This window comes from Pseudomonas duriflava, assembly GCF_007830155.1.
Taxonomy (GTDB): domain Bacteria; phylum Pseudomonadota; class Gammaproteobacteria; order Pseudomonadales; family Pseudomonadaceae; genus Chryseomonas; species Chryseomonas duriflava.
Map to the genome: position 1 here is coordinate 27160 of NZ_VLKY01000014.1, position 25261 is coordinate 52420.

The 25261-nt window shown below is 51.0% G+C and carries 20 protein-coding genes and 2 tRNA genes; 19 read left to right on the forward strand and 3 right to left on the reverse strand.

Annotation, left to right across the window (positions count from 1 at the left end):
• Positions 1–54 precede the first annotated feature (54 nt).
• Complete coding sequence (locus IQ22_RS18260; RefSeq protein ID WP_145144651.1) at positions 55–600, reverse strand: outer membrane protein assembly factor BamE; 546 nt, start codon at positions 598–600, stop codon at positions 55–57.
• Between the two features lie 92 nt (positions 601–692).
• Between IQ22_RS18260 and fur the strand changes: the two genes are divergently transcribed.
• Positions 693–1097 carry a ferric iron uptake transcriptional regulator gene (gene fur / locus IQ22_RS18265; protein WP_145144653.1) on the forward strand — a complete coding sequence of 135 codons (405 nt, stop codon included), beginning with the start codon at positions 693–695 and terminating at the stop codon, positions 1095–1097.
• Positions 1098–1156: 59 nt separating this feature from the next.
• Here the strand turns inward: fur and recN are convergent, their stop codons facing one another.
• On the reverse strand, positions 1157–2824 hold the full coding sequence (recN, locus tag IQ22_RS18270) for a DNA repair protein RecN (RefSeq protein WP_145144655.1): 1668 nt from the start codon (positions 2822–2824) through the stop codon (positions 1157–1159).
• Positions 2825–3022: 198 nt separating this feature from the next.
• Between recN and grpE the strand changes: the two genes are divergently transcribed.
• From grpE to greA, 8 genes are all read left to right on the forward strand, one after another.
• Positions 3023–3592, forward strand: a complete 570-nt coding sequence (gene grpE / locus IQ22_RS18275; RefSeq protein WP_145144657.1) for a nucleotide exchange factor GrpE — start codon at positions 3023–3025, stop codon at positions 3590–3592.
• A gap of 92 nt (positions 3593–3684) precedes the next feature.
• Positions 3685–5607, forward strand: a complete 1923-nt coding sequence (gene dnaK, locus IQ22_RS18280; protein ID WP_145144659.1) for a molecular chaperone DnaK — start codon at positions 3685–3687, stop codon at positions 5605–5607.
• Positions 5608–5723: 116 nt separating this feature from the next.
• A complete protein-coding gene (dnaJ, locus tag IQ22_RS18285) occupies positions 5724–6857 on the forward strand; it encodes a molecular chaperone DnaJ (protein WP_145144661.1) in 1134 nt (377 codons plus the stop codon).
• 60 nt (positions 6858–6917) lie between these two features.
• Complete coding sequence (dapB, locus tag IQ22_RS18290) at positions 6918–7724, forward strand: 4-hydroxy-tetrahydrodipicolinate reductase (RefSeq protein ID WP_145144663.1); 807 nt, start codon at positions 6918–6920, stop codon at positions 7722–7724.
• A 278-nt stretch (positions 7725–8002) separates the two neighbouring features.
• Positions 8003–9139: a glutamine-hydrolyzing carbamoyl-phosphate synthase small subunit gene (gene carA, locus IQ22_RS18295; protein WP_145144665.1), complete on the forward strand. Its 1137-nt coding sequence runs from the start codon at positions 8003–8005 to the stop codon at positions 9137–9139.
• Between the two features lie 3 nt (positions 9140–9142).
• Positions 9143–9799, forward strand: a complete 657-nt coding sequence (gene leuE / locus IQ22_RS18300; RefSeq protein ID WP_145144667.1) for a leucine efflux protein LeuE — start codon at positions 9143–9145, stop codon at positions 9797–9799.
• A 19-nt stretch (positions 9800–9818) separates the two neighbouring features.
• A complete protein-coding gene (gene carB, locus IQ22_RS18305; protein WP_145144669.1) occupies positions 9819–13040 on the forward strand; it encodes a carbamoyl-phosphate synthase large subunit in 3222 nt (1073 codons plus the stop codon).
• On the forward strand, positions 13037–13513 hold the full coding sequence (gene greA / locus IQ22_RS18310) for a transcription elongation factor GreA (RefSeq protein WP_145144671.1): 477 nt from the start codon (positions 13037–13039) through the stop codon (positions 13511–13513). The genes carB and greA overlap by 4 nt, the downstream gene beginning before the upstream one ends.
• A 132-nt stretch (positions 13514–13645) precedes the next feature.
• Here greA and yhbY read toward each other — a convergent pair whose 3' ends face one another.
• Positions 13646–13957: a ribosome assembly RNA-binding protein YhbY gene (yhbY, locus tag IQ22_RS18315; protein WP_145144673.1), complete on the reverse strand. Its 312-nt coding sequence runs from the start codon at positions 13955–13957 to the stop codon at positions 13646–13648.
• Positions 13958–14858: 901 nt separating this feature from the next.
• Here yhbY and ftsH point away from each other — a divergent pair.
• From ftsH to infB, 10 genes are all read left to right on the forward strand, one after another.
• Positions 14859–16775, forward strand: coding sequence for an ATP-dependent zinc metalloprotease FtsH (gene ftsH / locus IQ22_RS18320; protein ID WP_145144760.1), 1917 nt, complete (start codon positions 14859–14861; stop codon positions 16773–16775).
• A gap of 6 nt (positions 16776–16781) precedes the next feature.
• Positions 16782–17630 (forward strand): dihydropteroate synthase, encoded by an 849-nt coding sequence (gene folP / locus IQ22_RS18325; protein ID WP_145144675.1) that lies wholly within the window; start codon positions 16782–16784, stop codon positions 17628–17630.
• 15 nt (positions 17631–17645) lie between these two features.
• On the forward strand, positions 17646–18983 hold the full coding sequence (gene glmM, locus IQ22_RS18330; RefSeq protein WP_145144677.1) for a phosphoglucosamine mutase: 1338 nt from the start codon (positions 17646–17648) through the stop codon (positions 18981–18983).
• A 66-nt stretch (positions 18984–19049) separates the two neighbouring features.
• On the forward strand, positions 19050–19808 hold the full coding sequence (tpiA, locus tag IQ22_RS18335; protein WP_145144678.1) for a triose-phosphate isomerase: 759 nt from the start codon (positions 19050–19052) through the stop codon (positions 19806–19808).
• Entirely contained in the window at positions 19808–20191 is a 384-nt protein-coding gene (secG, locus tag IQ22_RS18340) for a preprotein translocase subunit SecG (protein ID WP_145144680.1), read from the forward strand. Before tpiA ends, secG begins: the two co-directional genes overlap by 1 nt.
• Positions 20192–20214: 23 nt before the next feature.
• Positions 20215–20300 (forward strand) — tRNA-Leu (locus IQ22_RS18345).
• Between the two features lie 83 nt (positions 20301–20383).
• Positions 20384–20460, forward strand: a tRNA-Met gene (locus IQ22_RS18350).
• A gap of 129 nt (positions 20461–20589) precedes the next feature.
• Complete coding sequence (gene rimP, locus IQ22_RS18355) at positions 20590–21048, forward strand: ribosome maturation factor RimP (protein ID WP_145144682.1); 459 nt, start codon at positions 20590–20592, stop codon at positions 21046–21048.
• A gap of 47 nt (positions 21049–21095) precedes the next feature.
• Positions 21096–22577 (forward strand): transcription termination factor NusA, encoded by a 1482-nt coding sequence (gene nusA / locus IQ22_RS18360; RefSeq protein ID WP_145144683.1) that lies wholly within the window; start codon positions 21096–21098, stop codon positions 22575–22577.
• Between the two features lie 26 nt (positions 22578–22603).
• The gene (gene infB, locus IQ22_RS18365) at positions 22604–25186 is read left to right on the forward strand and encodes a translation initiation factor IF-2 (RefSeq protein WP_145144685.1); all 2583 of its coding nucleotides are present in this window, start codon (positions 22604–22606) and stop codon (positions 25184–25186) included.
• Positions 25187–25261 lie beyond the last annotated feature (75 nt).

A 25261-nucleotide genomic window follows, 5' to 3' on the forward strand; every position in this document is an offset into this window, starting at 1 on the left:
CATATAAATAACCCCGCTTATGGGCGGGGTTATACGAAAATACTTAACGCTCGGTCAGTCAGAACTGGTATCGATCGGGGTAGGCGTTGGAACCGGCTCGGTTCTAATGCTATCGATCTCGCGCTGCAGTTCCTCTTCAGTAGAGCCAGGTTTAGCAGGCTCATCCTGTGGTGCTTGTTGCTGCGGTTGAGCAGGCTGCTCAGGCATGGTGCTGGCTGGCGAAGTGCTATCCGCCGGGCTACCCATGATTTCCTGCTCGCGACTTGTGCCGGGCATGAAATCACCTGACAGGCCGACCAGTTGATCGTTGTTGTCAAAGACCAAGCTGACTCGCTCCTGCTGGCGCTGCCCGCCACCAGGCTGAATGCTGTATAGATAATCCCAGCGGTTAGCGTGGAACGTGTCCACAATCAACGGGCTGCCCATAATAAACCGCACTTGCCGCCGGGTCATTCCTGGGCGAAGCTGGTCTATCATATCCTGCGTGACCACATTACCCTGTTGGATATCGATTTTGTAGACCCCCGGAAAGGAACATCCGGCGAGCGTGGCGAGGCCCAAAAAAGTAAGCCCGGTCAACGTTAGCTTGAGGTTTTGCATCAGGGGGTAACTTCCACTATCTTGCTAGGCAATGAAATCCGATCATACCTGCATTCCGAAGTGCTGCGAAGCGTCCGGAACCGAGAAAGAACATGGTTGAAAATAACGAACTCCGTAAAGCTGGGCTGAAAGTGACTCTCCCACGGGTCAAAATCCTGCAAATGCTGGACTCAGCCGAGCAGCGCCATATGAGCGCTGAAGATGTATATAAGGCATTAATGGAAGCTGGCGAAGATGTCGGCTTAGCCACTGTTTATCGCGTTTTAACTCAATTTGAGGCCGCCGGCCTGGTTGATCGACATAATTTTGATGGCGGTCATGCAGTTTTCGAGTTGGCCGATACGGGTCATCATGATCATATGGTCTGTGTTGATTCAGGTGAAGTCATCGAATTTACTGATGCTTCCATTGAGAAGCGTCAGCGCGAAATTGTGGAAGAGCATGGCTATGAGCTCGTCGATCACAATCTTGTGCTCTATGTAAAAAAGCGGAAGTAATGCACAAATAAAAACAGCGGCTAATAGCCGCTGTTTTTCTATCTAGGATTTTTTGTGCGCTACCTAACGTTGACCATTTTTTTGGCATGCGCCAAAGACTCACGAGTAAGATCAATTCCGCCTAGCATCCGTGCGACCTCTTCAATACGGCGGTTCTTGTCAAGAATGGCTACGGCTGTACGCGTTTCGCTGGCGCCACGTTCCTTATGAACAAAAAGGTGATGATGACCCTGAGCGGCTACTTGGGGTAGGTGAGTTACTGTCAGGACTTGCCCGCTTTCTCCCAGTCGGCGCAAAAGTTGCCCAACGATTTCGGCGGTAGGGCCACCAATGCCTACATCCACCTCATCGAATACCAGGGTTGGCACACGAGATGTCTGCGCTGTTATAACTTGGATGGCCAGACTGATGCGGGACAGTTCGCCGCCAGAGGCGACTTTGGCTAGTCCTTTCAGTGGCTGGCCTGGGTTGGCGCTAACCTGAAATTCCACGGTTTCCTGGCCGTTTGGCTGCAGATCTCCGGATGTCTCCGGCTGCAAAATGATAGCGAAGCGACCACCAGGCATACCCAAACGTTGCATCTCAGTCTCGACTGCCGCAGCCAAGGCGGGCGCACGCGTGTAACGCCGTTCACTGAGTTCATTGGCTTTTTCTTGATAATGCCTGGCGTAAGAGGCTAACTCTTCTTCAAGCCGCTCTATTGCTTCGTCATCAGCATTTAAAGCTTCCAGCTCCTGCTGAAGATTTATCTGTAAGGTATTCAAGTCTTCCGGCTGAACGCGATGCTTGCGAGCCAGTGTATAAATAGTATCCAAACGCTCTTGCACGATTTGCTGGCGCTCTGGATCTGCTTCGAAATGATCCATGAATCGACTGATTTCGGAAGTAGCCTCTTCAACTTGGATCTGGGCGGATGCGAGCAGATTTGTTGCTTCTTCCAGCGCTTTAGGAACATGACCAAAGCTGCTCAGGCGTTGTACGCTTGCCCCCAGGGCAGATAAGACATTGCCGCCTTCTCCTTCGCTACACATATCAATAACCTGTCGACAGGCAACAAGCAGATGCTCAGCACTGGCGAGTGTTTTTTGCTCTTGCTCCAAGGATTCGATTTCACCTTCAGCAAGGGCCAGGTTGTTTAACTCTTCCAGCTGATAACTCAGGAGTTGATAGCGGGCGCGTTGCTCTTCACCTGTGCTGGAAAGACGTTCCAGTGTCTGCTTAGTCTGTTTCCATCGTTGAGACGCCAACTGCACCTGTCGTGCAAGATCCCGTGCTTCAGCAAACTCGTCTAGAAGACGACGGTGCGTATCGGTCTTGAGTAGCGATTGATGTTCATGCTGGCTATGGATGTCGATCAATAGACTGCCCAATGCCCGTAAATCGCCTTGAGGGCAAGGGGAGCCGTTAATGTAGGCGCGCGATCTACCTTCAGCCGTAATCACTCGACGCAACAGGCACAGCGTGTCGTTATCCAGGTCCCGCTCGGAAAGCCAGTTCTGAGCTTCAGGAATACTGCGAATGTCGAACGTGGCGAGAATGTCAGCCTTGTCTGCGCCTGGGCGCACCACCCCGCTGTCGGCACGGTCACCTAATGTTAGCCCAAGCGCATCGAGCATAATTGATTTACCGGCACCCGTTTCGCCAGTAATCACCGTCATGCCGTGCTGTAGTTCTAGATCAAGGTGTTCAACGATAGCGTAATTACGGACGGACAAATGCACCAGCATGTCGGTGAGACTCCGAAAACAAGACCTGTTTATTTACTCAGTATTGGTATTTTATACAGTGTTTCTTTTCGTCCTGGCAATGCCACTGACCCCTTGAAGCGCCAATCAGTGTCCCCATATAGCGGGCAGAGCCGCAGGCCTTTGTAGTGTTCTTTCCGCTGCGAACCAGGCCTGCCCACGTTTCGACAGGAGGAAGACATGGCTGACGAACACAATCCGGATACCCAAAATCCAGAATTTAATCCGGACGAACAGGGCGCTCAGGCTGATGACCTGACGAGCCGAGTGGCAACGCTGGAAGAGCAACTCGCCACTGCACAGGATCAGATACTGCGTAATGCTGCTGAGTTGCAGAACGTCCGTCGCCGCGCTGAGCAGGATGTCGAAAAAGCGCACAAGTTTGCTTTGGAAAAGTTTGCCGGTGATCTGTTGGCAGTCATCGACAGCCTGGAGCGAGGCGTCGAGATGTCCGATGCCAGTAATGAGGCGCTTCGTCCCATGCGGGAAGGTATGGAGCTGACGCTCAAAATGTTCCAGGACACGCTCAAGCGTTACCAGGTCGAGGCGGTTGATCCACATGGTGCGCCGTTTAATCCAGAACACCATCAAGCCATGGCTATGGAAGAAAGCGCGACCGTGGAGCCGGGTAGTGTTCTCAAGGTGTTCCAGAAGGGGTATCTGATTAATGGTCGTCTGCTGCGTCCTGCCATGGTCGTAGTAAGCAAAGCGCCTGCTGATCAGCAACCAACGATCAACGAAAAAGCTTGAAATAATCCGCTCGGTCCCCATTTGGTGAGTCAACCGAGCATGAAAGATCCGCAGGTGGATCGCACGGAATTCAAGATTTCTGGAGAGTGAATATGGGTAAGATCATCGGTATCGACTTGGGGACGACCAACTCCTGCGTCGCAATCCTCGAAAACGGCAATGTCAAGGTGCTTGAGAATGCTGAAGGCGCTCGCACCACGCCGTCTATCATCGCCTACACCAATGATGGCGAAACCCTGGTAGGTCAGCCGGCCAAGCGCCAGGCGGTTACCAATCCGCAGAACACCCTGTATGCCGTGAAGCGCCTGATTGGCCGTCGCTTCGAAGAAGGTGTTGTGCAGAAAGATATCCAGATGGTGCCGTATAGCATTGTCAAGGCTGATAATGGCGACGCCTGGGTGGAAGTGAAAGGCCAGAAAATGGCACCTCCGCAGATTTCTGCCGAAGTTCTGAAGAAAATGAAAAAGACAGCCGAGGATTACCTGGGCGAAAGCGTGACCGAAGCGGTTATTACCGTTCCAGCCTACTTCAATGATAGCCAGCGTCAGGCTACCAAAGATGCCGGCCGTATCGCCGGTCTGGATGTAAAGCGCATCATCAACGAGCCGACAGCGGCTGCACTGGCCTACGGTCTGGACAAGGCCAAGGGCGACCACACTGTTATTGTGTACGACCTGGGCGGTGGTACCTTTGACGTGTCTGTTATTGAAATTGCCGAAGTAGATGGCGAGCACCAATTCGAAGTGCTGGCTACTAATGGCGATACTTTCCTGGGTGGTGAAGACTTCGATATTCGTCTGATTGACTACCTAGTAGATGAATTCAAGAAGGAAAGTGGTATCAACCTTAAGGGTGACCCACTGGCCATGCAGCGCTTGAAGGAAGCGGCTGAAAAAGCCAAGATCGAGCTTTCGTCTGCGCAGCAAACCGATGTAAATCTGCCGTACATTACTGCCGATGCGAGTGGTCCCAAGCATCTGAACGTGAAGATTTCTCGCGCCAAGTTAGAGTCGCTGGTTGAGGACTTGGTTGAACGTACGATCGAGCCCTGCCGTACTGCTCTGAAAGATGCCGGTATCGATGTTTCCAGCATCGATGAAGTCATCTTGGTAGGCGGTCAGACACGTATGCCATTGGTTCAAAAGCGTGTAGCTGAGTTCTTTGGCAAGGAAGCGCGTAAGGACGTTAACCCTGACGAAGCCGTTGCTATTGGCGCTGCTATTCAGGGTGCTGTATTGGCTGGCGACGTAAAAGACGTTTTGCTGCTGGACGTAAGTCCGCTAACCCTGGGGATCGAAACCATGGGTGGCGTGATGACTCCGTTGATCGAAAAAAACACCACGATTCCAACCAAGAAGTCGCAGGTGTTTTCGACTGCTGACGACAACCAGAGCGCTGTAACCATTCATGTGCTGCAGGGCGAGCGCAAGCAAGCGGCTCAAAACAAATCTCTAGGCAAGTTCGACTTGGCCGAGATTCCACCAGCACCGCGTGGTGTGCCGCAGATTGAAGTGACATTCGACATCGATGCAAACGGTATTCTGCATGTGTCTGCAAAAGACAAGGCCACCGGCAAGCAGCAGTCGATTGTCATCAAGGCATCCTCTGGTCTGTCGGAAGAAGAAATTCAGCAGATGGTGCGTGACGCGGAGGCTAATGCCGACGAAGATCGTAAGTTCGAGGAGCTGGTTACTACGCGTAACCAAGCTGATGCCCTTGCACACGGAACTCGTAAAATGCTGACCGAGGCGGGCGATAAAGCTACAGCTGACGAAAAAGCCACCATTGAGAAGGCTATTGGTGAGCTTGAAGCTGCCCTTAAGGGGGACGACAAGGATGCAATCGAAGCTAAGATGAGTGCTTTATCCCAGGCTTCCGCTCCGCTGGCTCAAAAGCTGTACGCTGAACAGCCTGCCCAGGGTGCCGACGGTGCCGCCAAAGCAGATGCTGGTAGCAAGCCAGCAGGCGACGACGTGGTGGATGCCGAGTTCGAAGAGGTCAAGGACAATAAGTAAGCCTTGCGCTTGCTTGAGCCCTGGCAGGTCCGTGAGGCCTGCCAGATCCGCTACGCGGGAGCCTGCTCCCGCGTTGGCGTGTCTGGAGGGTTGAAAACTAGAGATGCAGGAAACTTATGGCCAAGCGTGATTATTACGAGATTCTTGGTGTCGAACGCGGCGCTAGCGAGGCTGATTTAAAGAAGGCCTACCGGCGTCTGGCGATGAAGTATCACCCGGACCGTAATCCGGGCGATAAGGCCGCCGAAGACAAATTTAAAGAGGCCAATGAGGCCTATGAGATCCTTTCCGATCCGGGCAAGCGATCCGCCTATGATCAATATGGTCATGCTGGAGTCGATCCCAGTATGGGCGCAGGTGGGTTTGGTGCGGGAGCAGGAGGCGCCAGCTTTTCCGATATCTTTGGAGATGTATTTAGCGATTTCTTTGGCAACGCTCGAGGCCCTGGCGGCCGCGGCGGTGCGCAGCGTGGCTCGGATCTCCGCTATACCCTGGATCTTGATCTGGAGGAGGCTGTACGCGGTACTAACGTAACCATTCGTGTACCCACCCTGGTAGGTTGTAAAACATGTGAAGGTTCTGGGGCCAAGCCTGGAACGTCGCCCACAACCTGTACGACCTGTGGTGGTATCGGTCAGGTCCGTATGCAGCAAGGCTTTTTCTCGGTGCAGCAGACCTGCCCGCGCTGCCATGGTACTGGCAAGGTAATCCCTGAGCCCTGCCAGACTTGTCATGGTCAGGGGCGTGTGGAAGAGCAAAAAACGCTGTCGGTCAAAGTGCCTGCTGGGGTAGATACAGGTGATCGAATCCGTTTGTCCGGTGAGGGCGAGGCGGGGACCATGGGCGGGCCGGCAGGCGATCTTTATGTTGTCGTCAATGTTCGTGAGCACCCTATTTTTCAGCGTGATGGCAAGCATTTGTATTGCGAAGTGCCAATCAGCTTTGCCGATGCTGCTCTTGGGGGTGAGCTGGAAGTGCCTACACTCGATGGACGCGTCAAGTTAAAAATTCCTGAAGCGACCCAAACGGGTAAGCTGTTCCGTCTGCGTGGCAAGGGTGTTGTGCCTGTGCGAGGTGGCGGTGCGGGTGATTTGATGTGTCGTGTGGTAATAGAAACGCCGGTCAATTTGGATAAGCGCCAGCGGGAGTTGCTCGAAGAGTTCCGTAAAACACTACAAGACAACTCATCACATTCACCGCGTGCCAGTGGCTGGTTCGATGGTATGAAACGTTTCTTTGGCGACCTTTAAACCTGCTACCGGCCTGGCAGTATTCTGGTGGGCCGGTTAGAGGTAGTGTGGAGTGTAGCGATGCGACGTATTGCTGTAATGGGTGCCGCAGGGCGCATGGGTAAAACTCTGGTCGAGGCGGTACAGCAGACCAGCGGTGCGGCAGGATTGACGGCTGCTATTGATCGCCCTGATAGCACGTTGGTGGGCGCTGATGCAGGTGAGCTAGCTGCTATTGGTCGAATTGGCGTTCCGCTGTCAGGAGAGCTGGGGCGTGTGCTCGAAGAGTTCGATGTCCTGATTGATTTCACACATCCTACCGTTACGTTACAAAACCTGGCGCTTTGCCGTCAGGCTGGCAAGGCCATGGTTATTGGGACTACGGGCTTTACGGCTGATCAAAAATTGCTGTTGCTAGAAGCTAGCAAGGAAATCCCAATCGTTTTTGCAGCCAATTTTAGCGTGGGCGTTAACTTGTGCCTTAAGTTGTTGGATACCGCAGCACGTGTATTGGGCGATGAGGTCGATATTGAGGTGATCGAAGCTCATCATCGACACAAGGTCGATGCGCCGTCAGGAACTGCGCTTCGTATGGGCGAAGTTGTTGCTCAGGCTTTAGGGCGCGATTTAGCTGAAGTGGCTGTTTACGGTCGTGAAGGGCAAACAGGTGCGCGCGATCGTAAAACGATAGGCTTCGCCACGGTACGGGCAGGCGATGTTGTCGGGGATCATACCGTCCTGTTTGCGGCTGAAGGCGAGCGTGTAGAGATTACGCATAAAGCTTCTAGTCGAATGACTTTTGCAAAAGGAGCTGTTCGTGCGGCGTTGTGGCTTGCCGGACGTGAACCTAGACTTTACGACATGCAAGATGTGTTGGGGCTGCGTTAATTACTTATAGAGGGCGTGCTGCTGTTGTTTCTTTCTTCGCATGACTCTCGGGCTTGAAAGCGTAGTTCTGTTCTGGTTTCTGCTTAAGGCAACGAACCGATAAACGCAACACAGTTGTTCTGGAGTTTTTGCTTAAGTTTCCGTATCATGCAGCTTTAGTGTGTCCACTAAAGCCAGCGCAGCCAGAATCATTATAAAAAGCGGGATGACTGTTCATACGTCATCCCGCTTTTTTACAACCTGCGTTTGCCTCTTCAGACTAGATTTTGGGAGGTCTCTTGACTAAGCCAGCCATTCTCGCCCTTGCCGATGGCACCATTTTTCGCGGTGAGTCCATCGGTGCCGACGGCCTGACAGTCGGTGAGGTGGTGTTCAATACCGCTATGACCGGCTATCAGGAAATTCTTACCGACCCCTCTTATGCCAAACAGCTTGTAACATTAACCTATCCTCATATTGGCAATACTGGGACGACATCAGAGGATCAAGAAGCTAATCGCGTCTGGGCTTCTGGCCTGATTATTCGTGACTTACCGCTAGTTGCTAGCAACTGGCGTAACAAGCAGTCCTTGTCCGATTACTTGAAAGAAAATGGAACGGTTGCCATCGCTGGAATCGATACCCGCAAGCTAACCCGTATCCTTCGGGAGAAGGGAGCGCAGAATGGTTGCATTCTGGCAGGTGACAATATCAGTGAAGAGCAGGCGCTTGAAGCTGCTCGTGTCTTTCCTGGCCTCAAGGGAATGGATTTGGCCAAAGAGGTCTCTGTTAAGACTGCTTACGAGTGGCGTCACTCGGTCTGGAATCTAGAGAGCGATAGCGCTCCGGAAATTCCGGGTGATCAGCTGCCTTATCATGTCGTAGCCTTCGATTACGGTGTGAAATACAACATTCTTCGTATGCTGGTAGCGCGCGGTTGCCGTGTCACAGTGCTTCCTGCTCAAACGCCTGCTAGTGAAGCGCTGGCCCTGAATCCTGACGGTATTTTCCTGGCCAATGGTCCAGGGGATCCCGAGCCTTGTGATTATGCAATCAAGGCAATTCAGGAAGTTCTCGAGACCGATGTTCCGGTTTTTGGTATCTGCCTTGGACATCAGCTATTGGCGCTGGCTTCCGGTGCCCGGACTGTAAAAATGCCCAATGGTCATCATGGGGCAAATCATCCGGTTCAGGACTTGGATACAGGTGTCGTAATGATTACCAGTCAGAACCATGGCTTTGCTGTGGATGAGTCAACCCTGCCAGGCAATGTCCGAGCGACTCATAAATCCTTGTTTGACGGTACTCTCCAAGGGATTGAGCGTACGGACAAAGTAGCCTTTAGTTTCCAGGGGCACCCTGAGGCAAGCCCAGGGCCGCATGATGTGGCGCCTTTGTTCGACCGTTTCATCAGCGCCATGGCGGCACGGCAGTAAGAAATGACGTTATCGGAGTTGGGCATTACTGACATAGGCACTTATGTCTTGGGGGTAATACTGGTTGTATTGTTGCCAGGCCCCAACTCCTTATTCGTACTGTCTTCTTCGGTCCGGCGCGGTGTTTTTACAGGCTATCAGGCTGCTTGCGGTGTCTTTTTAGGGGATGCGATATTGATGCTGCTGTCAGCCTTAGGTGTAGCTTCGCTCCTGAAAACCGAGCCCTGGTTTTTTATAGGGCTTAAATACTTGGGGGCACTGTATCTACTCTATCTGGGCATTGGCATGCTTCGTGGCGCTTGGCGTCAGTTGCAGGAGGTGCCGGGCTCGATAAGGCAGATTGCGGAGGGCGAGACCCACCGGCCCTTTAGAAAAGCCCTCTTGCTGAGCTTGTCGAATCCAAAGGCCATTTTATTTTTTGTGTCCTTCTTCATACAGTTTGTCGATCCAGGTTATGCCTACCCAGGATTGGCGTTTGGGGTTCTCGGGCTGATTCTGGAAGTGATCAGCGCGATCTACCTCAGTTTTTTGATCCTTGCCGGCGTGCATTTGGCGGCTTGGTTCCGCCAGCGGCGACGCTTGGCAGCTGGCGCCAATAGCGGCGTCGGCGCACTGTTCGTTGGTTTCGGCGTGAAACTGGCGACCGCAACTCTGACTTGATTACTGCAACGAGAATCCCATGCCCAAGCGTACAGACATAAAGAGCATCCTGATCCTCGGTGCCGGCCCCATCGTCATCGGCCAGGCCTGCGAATTCGATTACTCCGGTGCCCAGGCCTGTAAGGCCCTGCGAGAAGAGGGCTTCCGTGTCATTTTGGTGAACTCCAATCCGGCGACCATCATGACTGACCCAGCGATGGCGGATGCGACCTATATCGAGCCTATTAAGTGGGCTACGGTTGCCAAAATCATCGAAAAGGAGCGCCCCGATGCGCTGTTGCCCACCATGGGCGGCCAAACCGCATTGAACTGCGCGCTTGATTTGGAGCGCCACGGGGTGCTGGAAAAATTTGGTGTCGAAATGATTGGCGCCAACGCTGACACTATCGATAAGGCTGAAGATCGCTCGCGCTTTGATAAGGCCATGCGTGATATCGGTCTGGCATGTCCTCGCTCCGGTATTGCTCATAGCATGGAAGAAGCATACAGCGTGCTGGAGATGGTCGGCTTCCCCTGCATCATCCGCCCCTCGTTCACCATGGGTGGTAGTGGCGGCGGTATTGCTTATAACCGTGAAGAGTTTGAAGAAATCTGTCTGCGCGGCTTGGATCTTTCTCCGACCAAAGAACTGCTGATTGATGAGTCCTTGATAGGCTGGAAAGAGTACGAGATGGAAGTGGTCCGGGATAAGAAGGACAACTGCATTATCGTTTGCTCAATTGAAAACTTCGACCCCATGGGCGTTCATACCGGTGACTCGATTACCGTCGCTCCTGCACAAACGCTAACTGATAAGGAATATCAAATCATGCGTAACGCCTCACTGGCGGTGCTGCGTGAGATTGGTGTCGAGACGGGTGGTTCGAATGTCCAGTTCGGAATTTGCCCGAACACAGGGCGTATGGTTGTTATCGAGATGAATCCGCGAGTCAGCCGCTCTTCAGCTCTGGCTTCTAAGGCAACAGGATTCCCGATTGCTAAAATCGCCGCCAAGTTGGCTGTAGGTTATACGCTGGATGAGCTGCAAAACGACATTACAGGTGGTCGTACACCAGCATCGTTCGAGCCTGCTATTGACTATGTAGTTACTAAGATCCCACGTTTTGCCTTTGAAAAGTTTCCAAAGGCTGATGCCCGTCTTACCACCCAGATGAAGTCGGTAGGGGAAGTAATGGCCATTGGCCGGACATTCCAGGAGTCAGTTCAGAAGGCACTGCGTGGTCTGGAAGTAGGCGTAAATGGTTTTGATCCCAAGCTGGATCCAGAAAATCCTGAAGCGGACAGTATTCTTAAGCGTGAGCTGACTGTGCCGGGAGCCGAGCGAATTTGGTATGTGGGCGATGCCTTCCGTCGCGGTCTAACAGTAGAGCGCGTATTCGAGCTTACCAAGATTGATCCATGGTTTCTGGTGCAGATCGAAGACCTTATAAAGGATGAAGAAAAAGTTAAAACTTTGGGTTTGGCCGATATTGACCGTAACCTGATGTGGAAGCTCAAGCGTAAAGGCTTTTCTGACGCGCGTTTGGCCAAGCTGCTCGGTGTAACCGAGAAGAGCTTGCGTCGTCACCGTTACAAGTTGGATGTTCTGCCTGTTTACAAACGTGTTGATACCTGTGCGGCCGAATTTGCGACCGATACCGCTTACATGTATTCAACGTACGAGGAAGAGTGTGAGGCCAACCCATCGGACCGTGACAAAATCATGGTTATTGGGGGTGGCCCTAATAGAATCGGCCAAGGTATTGAGTTCGACTATTGCTGTGTACATGCCGCTTTGGCTATGCGCGAGGATGGTTATGAAACCATCATGGTCAACTGTAACCCCGAAACCGTTTCAACTGACTATGACACCTCGGACCGTCTGTATTTCGAGCCGGTTACTCTAGAAGATGTTCTAGAAATCGTGCGTGTCGAGAAGCCGAAGGGCGTTATCGTTCAGTTCGGTGGCCAGACACCTTTGAAGCTGGCGCGTGCGCTGGAAGAGGCGGGTGTACCTATTATTGGTACAAGTCCAGATGCTATCGACCGTGCTGAAGACCGTGAGCGGTTCCAGCAAATGATCGAGCGTCTAAATCTGCGGCAGCCGCCAAACGCTACGGCACGTAGCGAAGAGGAGGCCATTGCAGGTGCTAAGCGGATTGGCTATCCCTTGGTCGTACGTCCCTCTTATGTGCTGGGTGGGCGTGCGATGGAAATTGTTTATGAAGAGGACGAGCTTAAGCGCTATATGCGTGAGGCCGTACAGGTTTCTAACGATAGCCCGGTCTTGCTTGATCATTTCCTCAATTGCGCTATTGAGGTCGATGCTGATGCGGTGTGTGATGGTAAGGATGTAGTGATTGGCGCCATCATGCAGCATATCGAACAGGCCGGTATACATTCGGGAGATTCTGCATGCTCCTTGCCGCCGTACTCGCTGCCTGCTCATATTCAAGATGAAATGCGTGAGCAGATCCGTAAGATGGCGCTTGAGTTAGGCGTGGTCGGCTTAATGAACGTGCAGTTGGCCCTGCAAGGTGAGGATGTTTACGTTCTTGAAGTAAATCCTCGTGCATCGCGTACAGTGCCCTTTGTATCTAAGTGTATTGGCGTGTCCTTGGCTAAGGTCGCCGCACGCATCATGGCTGGGAAAACGCTCGAAGAGATCGGGTTTACTAAGGAAATCATTCCGCCTTACTTCAGCGTCAAGGAAGCGGTATTCCCCTTCGCTAAATTCCCAGGCGTTGACCCTATACTTGGCCCTGAAATGAAGTCGACCGGCGAAGTCATGGGGGTGGGTGATAGCTTTGCTGAGGCGTTCTCCAAGTCGCAATTAGGCGCCAGTGAGATACTGCCAACCGGCGGCTGTGCCTTTATTAGCGTGCGCGACGATGACAAGCCTTTTGTGGCTGATGTCGCTCGTGATTTGATTAATTTAGGATTCGAAGTCGTAGCCACAGCGGGTACAGCGCGTATAGTTGAGGCGGCAGGTCTTCCAGTGCGCCGTGTGAATAAGGTGACTGAAGGACGTCCCCACGTAGTTGATATGATCAAAAATGATGAAATCACTTTAATTATAAATACTACTGAAGGGCGTCAGTCAATTGCAGACTCCTATTCGATTCGACGCAATGCCTTGCAGCACAAGATTTGCTGCACAACTACCCTTGCAGGAGGGCAGGCAATTTGTGAAGCTTTGAAGTTTGGTGCGGAAAAAACCGTACGTCGACTTCAAGATCTACATGCGGGAATTCAGGCATGAATAAATACCCTATGACGGTCCAGGGCGCACGCGCCCTGGAAGAGGAGCTGAAGCACCTCAAAACCGAATTGCGTCCGCAAATAACCCAGGCTATTGCGGAAGCGCGTGAGCTTGGTGATCTTAAGGAAAACGCTGAATACCATGCTGCACGTGAGCAGCAGGGTATGGTTGAGGCGCGTATTCGAGATATAGAGGGACGTTTATCTAACGCCCAAATTATTGATGTGACGGCCATTCCTCATACTGGAAAAGTAATTTTCGGGACGACTGTCGAGATAGCCAATGTCGAGACGGATGAGTCAGTTGTCTATCAGATCGTAGGTGATGATGAGGCTGATATTAAGGCAGGAAAACTATCCGTTAGTTCGCCTATTGCTCGAGCCTTGATTGGTAAAGAGGAAGGTGATGCCGTGACAGTGAAAACACCAAGCGGTGATGTTGAATACGAAATCGTTGAAGTTCGTCACGTCTAGTTGACGACGTTGATGAGAGGGCGCGCCAAGCTGCTGCGCCCTTTCAGTTACATTGTGTAATTGACTAAATCAGAGCATTTGAGGTTTTCGCCGTAACGCCTTTCATATACACATATCCTAATAGAATAAGCATTAAAGGCTGTAACGGACAACATTCGATAACGAGCGGTTTTGTTGAGCTGCTTTGCGGTAAACGAGAGCCATTTTCCCAATGGTTTGGACTAGTTCGCATTTTGCAGCCTGGCACATTTCATCCATGAGCTTGCGGCGATCCTCGCGCTCAGCCAAATTGAACTTGACTTTTATTAGCTCGTGATCATTCAGTGCCCGCTCAAGTTCTGCCTGTACACCTTCATTAAGGCCATTTTCACCTACAATTAATACAGGCTTTAAATGGTGGCCGATAGATTTGAATCGCTTTTTCTGCTCTTGATTGAGCGTCATAATTGAACCCCAGGGAAAAGGCACCTAGTTTACCCGAGCAAGTAGGCGCCGCCCAGGAAAACGAGACGAGGTAGGAGAGGCTTGATCTAAAGCCTAGCGTTGTTGGTTAAATAAGTATTTCGATAACCCTTATCTGAATCTAGTGCAAAAATATCTATTGCTTTGGCTTGAGCTGCAAACTGCTCGGGAGGTAGGAAAAGGGTTGCTTGTTGCGTCCGAGAATGACTGTTATAGATCCTGACCTGAGGAGCGCCAAGCAACTGATGACTAGTAAATGACAGGTTGTCAGCCGAGTAATTGCTAAAAAGGCGCATTATTGCTTCGGATATTCTAGCTATGAATACCATTCCCGATGTCAATTTTATTCAGGGAGGTCTTACTTACGATTCTGTTTTGCGCAAGCTCTCAAGGCGATAGATGGGCTCCCTTAGGCCTTGTGATTTTCGACATGGCCCCAATATGTGGGACTCAAGTATTGTGAACAACCGAAAGCCATATATTGATGTGAGCTAACACTGGGATTTCCTTCGATGTGTACTTCGTCTTGGTGGCAATTTTTTGATCGAAGTATTTCAAAAGTGAAGGGTTCGATAGCTATCTGAAGCTGGAGCGTGAAAACTTCGGTATAAAGTAAACATGCTCAAGCCCTTTGCTTAGTGAGGCTGATAGAGGAAATGTATTCACTGGCATGAGGCTTTAAAGGTCACGTGCAATGGGTATGCAACAGCAGACTGTTTCTAAAGTCTCAGTTAAAGTGAAGATGATAGGATGCGTCTCATAAAGCGTTACAGACGGCCGCTGCCCAGCGCTAGCGTAGTGTAGTAACTTACCGGTCAATAGCCGGTTTCGATATTAACGGTTCCGAGGCGAAACCGGCTCAGAGGGTAGTCAATTGAACGATATGGCAAAGAATCTAATTCTGTGGCTCATCATCGCGGCGGTGCTGGTCACGGTGATGAATAATTTCTCCAGCCCAAACGAGCCGCAAACGCTCAACTATTCCGACTTTATCCAGCAGGTCAAGGATGGTCAGGTAGAGCGCGTTACTGTAGATGGCTACGTTATCACGGGTAAGCATCGTGGTGGCGATACCTTCAAGACTGTTCGTCCTGCGATACAGGACAATGGTTTGATCGGTGACTTGGTCAATAATAACGTGACGATTGAAGGCAAATTGCCCGAGCAGCAGAGCATTTGGACTCAACTGCTTGTAGCTAGCTTTCCCATTCTAGTAATCATCGCGGTGTTCATGTTCTTCATGCGCCAGATGCAGGGGGGCGCTGGCGGCCGCGGTGGCCCTATGAGTTTTGGTAAGAGTAAAGCTAGATTGCTGTCTGAGGATCAAGTTAGAACTACTTTTGCTGACGTGGCAGGTTGCGATGAGGCAAAAGAAGAAGTTACCGAGCTAGTTGAATTTTTGCGTGACCCTGGCAAGTTTCAGCGCCTCGGCGGACGTATTCCGCGTGGTGTTCTGATGGTTGGGCCGCCTGGTACAGGTAAGACGCTGTTGGCTAAAGCTGTTGCCGGTGAAGCCAAAGTGCCTTTCTTTACTATTTCCGGATCTGATTTTGTTGAGATGTTTGTTGGTGTAGGCGCTAGCCGCGTACGTGACATGTTTGATCAGGCCAAAAAACATGCGCCTTGCATCATCTTTATTGACGAAATTGACGCGGTCGGTCGCCATCGTGGTGCTGGCATGGGTGGCGGGCATGATGAACGTGAGCAGACACTAAACCAGTTGCTCGTTGAGATGGACGGTTTTGAGATGAACGATGGCATCATCGTCATCGCAGCTACTAACCGCCCAGATGTGCTGGATCCAGCATTATTACGTCCTGGACGATTCGATCGGCAAGTAGTTGTAGGGCTTCCCGACATTCGTGGCCGCGAGCAGATCCTCAAGGTACATATGCGTAAAGTGCCAATGGGGGAGCGTGTCGATGCAGGCGTCATTGCCCGTGGTACTCCAGGGTTCTCCGGTGCTGATCTTGCAAACTTAGTCAATGAAGCTTCTTTGTTTGCTGCAAGATCTAATAAGCGCACTGTTGATATGCGTGAGTTTGAGTTGGCAAAAGACAAGATCATGATGGGTGCTGAGCGTAAAACCATGGTCATGTCAGAAAAAGAAAAGCGAAACACCGCTTATCATGAGGCTGGTCACGCTATCGTAGGGCGGTTGGTGCCTGAGCATGATCCTGTCTATAAGGTATCGATTATTCCTCGTGGCCGTGCGCTGGGCGTTACCATGTTCTTGCCTGAGGAAGATCGCTATAGCTTGTCCAAGCGAGCCTTGGAAAGTCAAATTTGTTCCTTGTTTGGTGGTCGAATTGCTGAGGAAATGACCCTTGGTTTTGAGGGGGTCACGACAGGAGCTTCAAACGACATCATGCGTGCAACGCAACTGGCCCGAAACATGGTAACTAAGTGGGGCTTATCAGAAAAACTAGGGCCTTTGCTTTACGGCGAAGAAGAAAGCGAGAGCTTCTTGGGTCGTGGTGCTGGAGGCGGTAGCGGTAGCATGTCTGGTGAGACTGCAAAAGAAATTGATTTAGAAATTCGCCGTATTATTAATGACTGTTACAGTACGGCAAAGCGTTTGCTCGACGAAAATCGGGACAAGCTTGAAATGATGGCAGATGCGCTCATGAAGTATGAGACGATCGACTCGGATCAGATTAATGACATCATGTCGGGGCGTATCCCTCGTGAACCGCGTGATTGGCAAGGGGGTTCTGGGCCAACTGATGCTAGTGCGGGTACACAAGGTGATAACAGCCGTCCGGAGGCTCCCATCGGTGGGCCTGCTGGCGAGCATTAATCTGCAATGAGTTTAAGCTCTATTGAGGCCCGGTTATCATGTGGTAACCGGGTACTTGACCTTAAAAAGCCCCATGTTATGGGGATTCTTAATGTAACTCCTGATTCCTTTTCTGACGGTGGCCGCTTCAATTCTCTTGATGCGTCTCTGTGGCATGCGGATGCTATGGCAAAAGCAGGTGCTACTTTAATTGATGTAGGTGGCGAATCTACGCGTCCAGGTGCTCCTCCTGTCAGTGTTAGTCAAGAGTTGGAGCGAGTCATTCCTGTCGTAGAGGCGATTGCGCGCAGAATTGACGTCGTTATTTCTGTGGATACCTCTGCGCCTGAGGTTATAAAGGAAAGTGCAAGAGCTGGGGCTGGGCTGATCAATGATGTGCGTGCCCTGCGTAGATCAGGGGCTCTTGAGGCTGCAGCGCAAAGCGGTTTGCCTGTCTGCCTGATGCATATGCAGGGTGAGCCGCAGACAATGCAAAAGGATCCTCGCTATGATGATGTAGTTGAGGGGGTTGTAGGTTTTCTGCGTGAAAGAATCCAAGCCTGCGAGGTTGCTGGTATTGCTAAATCTCAAATCGTTCTTGATCCTGGATTTGGTTTTGCAAAGACCTTAGAGCATAACCTAACGCTGTTTAAGCGACTGTCCGAGCTTATAACGCTGGGCTTTCCTCTCCTAATAGGTGTTTCACGCAAAAGCATGATTGGCGAAGTATTGGCAAAGCCGGTAGATGAACGCCTGTATGGCAGTCTGGCCTTGGCTGCATTGGCCCTTGTGAAAGGTGCCAGCATTATTCGAGTGCATGACGTGGCTCAAACAGTTGATATTGTCAAAATGATTTCTGCAGTAGAGCAGGCATAAAGCAGGCAAATAAGAATGAGTAGAAAGTACTTTGGTACCGATGGCATTCGCGGTCGTGTCGGGGAGTCTCCTATTACGCCAGACTTCATGCTGAAGCTCGGCTGGGCGGCTGGCATTGCCTTTCGTAGCCAAGGTGTTTGTCGGGTTTTGGTGGGTAAGGATACGCGTAACTCAGGTTACATGTTCGAGTCTGCTCTTGAGGCTGGCCTATCGGCGGCAGGGGCTGATGTTATGTTGCTTGGACCTATGCCTACGCCTGGCATTGCTTATCTAACGCGTACCTTTCAGGCTAATGCCGGTATCGTAATTAGTGCTTCGCATAATCCCTATTACGATAATGGTATTAAATTCTTTTCGGGTGCTGGGAAAAAGCTTCCTGATGAGATTGAGTTGATGATTGAGGAGTTGCTTGACGATCCAATGACAGTAGTCGACTCGGCTCGTATCGGAAAGGTCTCTCGCATTAATGATGCTGCAGGGCGTTACATTGAGTTTTGTAAAAGCAGCGTTCCGGCGGGAACGAGCCTTGCTGGTCTGCGGATAGTTCTTGATTGTGCTCATGGCGCTACTTATAAAATTGCTCCAAGTGTCTTTCGTGAGCTGGGGGCGGATGTCTTTTCTATAGGTGTGCAGCCTGATGGTTTGAATATTAATAAAGATAGCGGCTCTACCCATCTAAACGCTCTTCAAAAAACAGTTCGGGATCGCCACGCGGACCTTGGAATTGCCTTTGATGGTGATGGTGATCGTGTGTTAATGGTTGATCACACGGGAGCTGTGGTAGATGGTGATGAGTTACTTTTCCTTATTGCTAAAGATCTAAAGCAGTGTGGGTGTCTGGAGGGTGGGGTGGTCGGTACCCAGATGAGTAACCTTGGCCTTGAATTGGCCTTGGCTGATCTTAAGGTGCCGTTTGTGCGAGCCAAAGTGGGGGATCGATATGTTATGGCTGAATTACAGGAGCGTAATTGGTCATTGGGCGGAGAGAACTCAGGTCATATCGTCTGTAAGCAATTTACCACCACAGGGGATGCCATTATTTCTGCCTTGCAGGTATTAATGGCGCTTAAGCGCTCTGGGCAAAAGCTTGCAGAAGCTCGTAAGTCTTTGCGGAAATACCCTCAAGTATTGATTAATGTCCGTTATTCTGGAGATGTTGATCCGCTTGGACATTCTGATATTCAAGCAGCCTGTTCTGAAGTGACGCAGCATATGGCCGGTAAAGGGCGTGTGCTTTTGCGAAAATCAGGTACTGAGCCGTTGGTGCGCATTATGGTTGAGGGGGACGATGAGCGGCAGGTTAAGGGATATGCAGAGTCGCTGGCAAAATTAGTAGCTGAAGTATGTGCTTGATTTTACTTGCCAATCTTTTTCGTCTTGGATAATATCTGTGCCCACTTCGCTCCCTGAGGCATTAGCATGCGCAAACCTTTGGTTGCTGGTAACTGGAAGATGCACGGTTTACGTGCTGACATAGTTGAGCTAGTCGATGGCCTAAACAAGGCCGATTTGCCGGATGATGTAGAGGTTGCAGTTTTTCCGCCTTTTATTCATGTTGAGCGTGTTGTCGGTGCGTTGTCGAGAAGCGATATAAAGGTCGGTGCGCAAGATTGTGCTATCCAGCCAGGTCAGGGAGCGTTGACTGGTGAGGTTTCCGCAAGCCAGTTGCGTGATTTAGAGTGTAAGTACGTGTTGGTGGGTCACTCTGAGCGCCGCTTGGTGTTAGGTGAGAGTGATCAGGTGATTTGTGATAAGTTTGTTTCTGCTCAAAGTGCTCAGATGATCCCGGTTTTGTGTGTGGGTGAAACACGTGAGCAGCGAGAGGCGGGGGAAACGTTTGAGGTTGTTAGAGAGCAGCTTGGTGCTGTAATCGATGCCTTGGGCGTGCAAAGTTTAGTGTCGGCTGTTGTGGCTTATGAGCCGGTTTGGGCGATAGGTACGGGGCTGACTGCGACTCCGGATGAGGCGCAGGCGGTGCATGCTGAGATTCGTGCATTGCTATCTGGTTATAGCAAGGATCTGGCTGAAGAAATCAGAATTTTGTATGGTGGCAGTGTAAAAGCTACTAATGCGGCTGAGCTTTTCGGTATGCCAGATATAGATGGTGGGCTAGTGGGTGGGGCCTCCCTGAATGCAGATGAGTTCAGCACGATTTGTCGTGCTGCTGGATGTAAATAATGGTAGAAACTCTGGTAGTTGTCGTACATTTGCTGGTAGCGTTAGGGCTGGTTGTGCTGGTTCTGCTGCAGCAAGGTAAAGGTGCGGACGCTGGTGCTTCTTTTGGTTCGGGTGCCTCTGGTACGGTATTTGGAAGCCAAGGTTCTGCTACCTTTTTGAGTCGTTTTACTGCTATACTGGCCGCGGTTTTTTTTGCGACTAGTGTTGGTTTAGCTTATTTTGCTAAAGAGCAGGCTTCAGGTATGAGTGATGTTGGGCTTCCTAGTCCAGCGGCTATTCAAAGTCCAGAAGTTAAAAAGCCTGTTGTTAGTGATGATGTACCAATGACGCAGCAATCTTCGGGTAGTAATACCCAAGGTGATGTGCCAGGTACTCAGAAGTAAGTTTGCGTTGATAGTAAGTTTTTGCCGAAGTGGTGGAATTGGTAGACACGCTATCTTGAGGGGGTAGTGGCCAACGGCTGTATGGGTTCGAGTCCCATCTTCGGCACCAAATTTAGACATCATAAAGGGTGTCTTGAGCGTAAGTCGATTGACCATTTGTTCTGGTTTTCGTATAATTATGCTCAGTTTTGAAGCGGGGTGGAGCAGTCTGGTAGCTCGTCGGGCTCATAACCCGAAGGTCGTTGGTTCAAATCCAGCCCCCGCAACCAGTTAATAAATAGCCCCTTTATAGGGGCTTTTTATTAGCTAAACAGTCTGGCTACGCGTTCTTGCGGTAGCCACAAGGGATGGGCGTTATCGCCCATTTTTTATTTGCATAGCATGCGTGAGGCAACCAGGTGTCGAGCAAGCTAGAACAGTTGCAAGTCATGCTGGCCCCCGTCATCGAAGCGCTTGGCTATCAATGCTGGGGCGTCGAGTACATTTCTCAGGGCCGGCATTCACTGCTCAGAGTCTATATCGATCATATCAATGGCATCCTGGTTGAAGACTGTGAAAAAGTCAGTCGTCAAGTAAGTGGTGTTTTGGATGTAGAAGATCCGATACCAGGTGAATATACACTTGAGGTTTCTTCTCCAGGTATGGATCGACCACTTTTTACCCTTGAGCAGTTCGCTGCGTTTGCCGGAGAAGTGGTCAAGGTAAAGCTTCGGTCGCCCTATGAAGGGCGCCGCAATTTTCAAGGCCTGTTGCGCGGTGTAGAGGAGCAAGATGTAATCGTTCAAGTTGACGATCATGAATATTTGCTGCCCATCGAGTTAATCGACAAGGCCAATGTCATTCCCCGATTTGAGTAAAGCGCAAATCCGCGGATCCCAAAGGATTGCGACAGGCGAGGCGTACGATGAGTAAAGAAGTTCTACTGGTAGTGGAATCCGTTTCTAACGAAAAAGGCGTTCCGCCCGGCGTGATTTTTGAGGCATTGGAATTGGCCTTGGCTACTGCTACTAAAAAACGTTTCGAGGAAGATGTAGAGTTACGTGTGGCAATTAATCGCCACAATGGCAGCTACGAAACGTTTCGGTGCTGGAAGGTAGTCAAAGATGAAGACTTCGATAATCCTGCTGCGAACCTGACGCTAGACGAGGCGCAGGAGATTAAGTCAGATGCCAAAATAGGCGACATAATCGAAGAAAAAATAGAGTCGATAGAGTTCGGTCGTATCGCTGCTCAAACTGCCAAGCAAGTGATTGTGCAGAAAGTTCGCGAAGCGGAGCGTGCCCAGATCGTTGATGCTTATCGTGAAAAGGTAGGTGAAATCATTTCTGGGACTGTAAAAAAGGTCACACGTGATAATGTTATTGTAGATTTAGGCAATAACGCCGAAGCCCTGTTAGCTCGTGACCAAATTATCCCGCGGGAGAACTTTCGGGTTGGCGTTCGGGTGCGTGCCTTACTTAAGGAAATTCGTACGGAAAATCGTGGGCCTCAATTAGTTTTGTCACGTACGGCTCCGGAAATGTTAATTGAACTTTTCCGTATTGAAGTGCCTGAAATAGCCGAGCAGTTAATCGATGTTATGGCAGCCGCCCGAGATCCAGGTTCTCGAGCCAAGATTGCCGTGCGTTCCAAGGATAAGCGCATTGACCCTCAGGGCGCTTGCATTGGCATGCGGGGCTCCCGTGTCCAGGCTGTTTCCGGAGAGCTAGGGGGCGAGCGGGTAGATATCGTACTGTGGGATGACAATCCTGCTCAGTTCGTAATCAATGCCATGGCTCCTGCTGAAGTGGCTTCGATTATTGTCGATGAAGATACACATACTATGGATATTGCCGTAGCAGCTGACAATCTGGCTCAAGCCATTGGACGCAGCGGGCAAAATGTACGCTTGGCAAGTCAGCTGACTGGCTGGACGCTAAATGTGATGACTGAAGAAGACATCATGGCCAAGCAACAAGCCGAAACGGGCGGTATCCTTCAGCAGTTCATTAACGAACTGGACGTCGATGAGGAATTGGCCCAAGTATTGGTTGAAGAAGGCTTCACTTCATTAGAAGAGATCGCCTATGTCCCCATGGAAGAAATGCTCAATATTGATGGTTTCGATGAAGATATCGTTAATGAGCTGCGAAATCGGGCTAAGGATCGCCTATTGACGCGTGCCATCGCGACGGAAGAACAGCTGGCTGATCAACAGCCAGCCGAAGATTTGCTGGGTCTCGAAGGCATGACAGAAGAACTCGCGCTTGAGCTCGCTAAGAAAGGCGTTGCCAATCGTGAAGATCTAGCCGAGCAGTCGATTGACGACCTGCTCGATATCAAAGGCATGACCGAAGAGCGTGCCGGCAAGTTGATCATGGCTGCTCGCGCTCATTGGTTTGAATGAGCGGTGCAGCCTGAGGAGATGAGTGCATGACGCAAGTCACGGTGAGAGAACTGGCCCAGACGGTCAATACACCGGTTGAACGCCTGCTGCAGCAAATGCGTGAAGCGGGCCTGTCCCATAGTAGCGCGGACCAGGTAGTAACTGATAATGAAAAGCAGAAGCTTCTGGCCCACCTGAAGGGTAATGTCAAGCTGGACGAACCTAGTAAAATTACGTTACAGCGAAAAACTCAAACGACATTGAAGGTTGCAGGTAGTAAAACCGTCAATGTTGAGGTTCGTAAGAAAAAGACCTATATGAAGCAAAGCCCTGCTGAATTGGCAGCAGCGCAGCAAAAAGAGTTAGAAGCCCAGCGTGCTGCCGAAGAAGCGGCGCGTGTTAAAGCTGAAGAAGAAGCCCGTCAGCGTGCTGAAGAAGAAGCACGTCTGAAGGCAGAAGAAGACGCACGTCTCAAGGCCGAAGAAGAGGCGCGTCAGCAAACTGCTGCGAAGGCCACAGTGCCTACGACAGAGACGGCGGTCACTACAGCTGTGAAAACCAAGCCCGAGGAAATCGTGGAAGAAGTGGTTGCAGAAAAACCGGCGCCCGCAGCTGTTGAAGCGGCCGACCGCAAGCGTGAAGAGCCTCGTCGTGTCGCTCCAGTAGCAAGCAAGCGTGATGAGGACGAGCGTCGTGATCGTAAGCACGCCCAGCATCGTCCTTCGTTGAAAGAGAAGGAAAAAGTTCCTGCTCCACGTGTCGTTCGTGCCAGTGGAGGCGACGATGAGGAGGAGGGCTTTGGCCGTCGTGGTGGCCGGAACAAGTCCAAGCTCAAAAAGCGTAATCAGCACGGATTCCAGAATCCGACAGGACCCGTAGTGCGCGAAGTGATACTGGGCGAGACTATTACCGTTGCCGAGCTGGCTCAGCAAATGTCTGTTAAGGCAGCTGAAGTCATCAAGTTCATGTTCAAGATGGGCTCTCCGGTTACTATTAACCAAGTACTAGATCGCGAAACTGCTCAGTTGCTTGCCGAAGAGCTTGGTCATAAGGTCAAGCTAGTCAGTGAAAATGCGCTTGAAGAGCAATTGGCCGAGTCGCTGAAGTTTGAAGGCGAAGAGGTACATCGAGCGCCTGTAGTAACAGTTATGGGACACGTGGACCATGGCAAAACCTCGCTGCTTGATTATATTCGCCGCGCCAAGGTAGCTGCTGGAGAGGCAGGTGGGATTACCCAGCATATCGGTGCGTATCATGTTGATACGGATCGTGGCATGGTTACTTTCCTGGATACGCCTGGCCACGCAGCCTTTACTGCAATGCGTGCCCGTGGCGCTCAAGCGACTGACATTGTTATCCTGGTTGTGGCTGCAGATGATGGCGTTATGCCTCAAACCGAAGAGGCGATTCAACATGCTAAGGCGGCAGGTGTTCCAATTGTCGTTGCGGTTAACAAGATTGATAAGCCCGATGCCGATCCGGATCGCGTGAAGCACGATTTGGCTGGTCGTAACGTTATTCCCGAAGAATGGGGTGGCGATACGCAGTTTGTTCATGTGTCTGCCAAGGCGGGTACTGGCGTCGATGAACTGCTTGAGGCCATTCTCTTGCAGGCTGAAGTTCTAGAACTGACCGCAACTCCTTCAGCTCCTGGGCGTGGTGTTGTTATTGAGTCCCGCCTGGATAAGGGTCGTGGTCCTGTAGCTACGGTTCTGGTTCAGAACGGTACCCTGCGCCAGGGTGATATGGCATTGGTTGGCGTGAATTATGGCCGTATCCGCGCCATGCTTGACGAAAACGGCAAGCCGATCAAGGAAGCCGGACCTTCAATCCCTGTTGAAATTTTGGGTCTGGATGGTACACCAGAGGCCGGTGATGAACTTACTGTGCTGACAGATGAGAAAAAGGCCCGTGAAGTTGCCTTGTTCCGTCAGGGTAAGTTCCGAGAGGTCAAGCTGGCGCGGGCTCAGGCAGGTAAACTCGAAAACATCTTCGAGAACATGGGGCAGGATGAGAAAAAGACCCTAAATATTGTTCTGAAGTCAGATGTCCGCGGGTCTTTAGAAGCGCTACAAAGCTCTCTGAATGGCCTTGGTAATGACGAAGTACAGGTGCGAGTTGTAGCCGGTGGCGTCGGTGGCATTACGGAAAGTGATGCAAACCTTGCTCTAGCCTCTAATGCAGTCCTGTTTGGCTTCAACGTCCGCGCTGATGCTGGCGCACGTAAAATCGTTGAACAGGAAGGCCTAGATCTACGTTATTACAACGTTATTTACGACATCATCGAAGATGTAAAGAAAGCTCTCACTGGGATGCTGGGCAGCGATGTCCGTGAAAATATCCTAGGGATTGCCGAAGTTCGTGATGTGTTCCGCTCGCCAAAATTTGGTGCTGTTGCTGGTTGCATGGTTGTCGAAGGTATAGTGCACCGTAATCGCCCAATACGTGTCCTGCGTGAAGATATTGTTATCTTCGAAGGCGAACTTGAGTCGCTGCGTCGTTTCAAGGACGATGTGGCTGAAGTTCGTGCCGGCATGGAGTGCGGTATCGGCGTCAAGAGCTATAACGATGTGAGGGTTGGCGACAAGATCGAGGTCTTCGAGAAAGTTGAAGTTGCTCGCTCGCTATAACCTACGCACGTAAAAGTCACGAGCTGGAAGTCGTTTAAAGCGGCTTCCAGCTTCGTCTTTTAATGACGTGTGGCT